The organism is Variovorax sp. P4_D9 (assembly GCF_056401695.1).
The window spans coordinates 1-617 of the sequence record NZ_JBFUIU010001720.1; the positions used below are offsets into that span (position 1 = coordinate 1).

At 66.0% G+C, this 617-nt stretch carries 1 pseudogene; it reads right to left on the reverse strand.

Going from position 1 to position 617, the window contains the following annotated elements:
• Positions 1-421: 421 nt before the first annotated feature.
• Positions 422-617 (reverse strand): annotated as a pseudogene (locus AC1DY5_RS57970) (hypothetical protein); the annotation flags it as partial.

Sequence of the window (617 nt, forward strand, 5' to 3'; positions counted from 1 at the left end):
CCAGAGGATCGAGGGATCCCGGCGTTGCCCGGCGAGCCACGGCGCAGCCAGGCCCTGGTGCTGCAGCGGCAGCGGACGGTCGAGGCCGTTCAGCGGCAAATCCAGCAAGGCTTTCTGTCGCCGCCAGCGGCCGAGGTCGGGTCGGCGCGCCGTGAACCGGCGGTGCCGGCGAAAGACACCGACCAATCGCCGCCGCGAATCGAAGTGCCGCACAGCACACCATGGCGCGTGCCGTCGACGACGCATTCGCCCACTGGCAAACTCGCGCTGTCCAGATTGGATCCACGCGGCCATCAAGCGCGCGGTGAAGAACGTGCAGGGCTTCGACCTGGACGTGCGGCTGGTGAACTACGGCGCGCCATCGATGGCGATGCGGGAGATGGCGCGGGATCTGGCCTAGTAAAACATCCCGTAAATAGCTTTATGTAATAGGCTCGAAGTAGGGGCCGAGCAAAGAGACGACCAGATCGGCCACCGTGGCGAGGTCCCCGGTGCCGGGCAAGGGCTCCCATCGGCCGGTGTGGCTGCGGAATGCGGCTGAGTAGGAGTTGCGCGCGAGCTCGGTGGATGGTGTCGACGCTGTCGTCATTGTCATCACCGCCATCGCTGTGCATCTG